General features: G+C 46.0%; 1 pseudogene. It reads right to left on the bottom strand.

Annotated elements, in window-relative coordinates:
- A pseudogene (locus OOJ60_RS24675) lies at positions 1–252 on the bottom strand (phage tail protein); the annotation flags it as partial.

Below are 252 nucleotides of genomic sequence, written 5' to 3'. Positions count from 1 at the left end.
GATTTATTTGTTAACTCATAAAGATTATTTGCCTTTTGAAGTGCTCCTGTTATGCGTAAATCATCACCAGCGGCAACGGTTCCGACTGTCGTGCCAACATCTCGCTTTGCCGCTTCTCCCAATTGAAGGTTTTTGAGAAACTCTGAAACATCAGCAATGTCTTTGCCATTGGCTGCCTTGTCCATCTTTCCGGCAAGCGCATTTGTCATGGTGGTGGCAAAATTAGGATCATTTCCCAACGCCGCCGCCAGT

The organism is Citrobacter sp. R4, from assembly GCF_026719175.1.
In the GTDB taxonomy this organism is placed as follows: Bacteria; Pseudomonadota; Gammaproteobacteria; order Enterobacterales; family Enterobacteriaceae; genus Citrobacter_A; species Citrobacter_A sedlakii.
The sequence above is the reverse complement of the archived record's forward strand: the minus strand, read 5'-3'. Positions and strand labels throughout refer to the sequence as shown.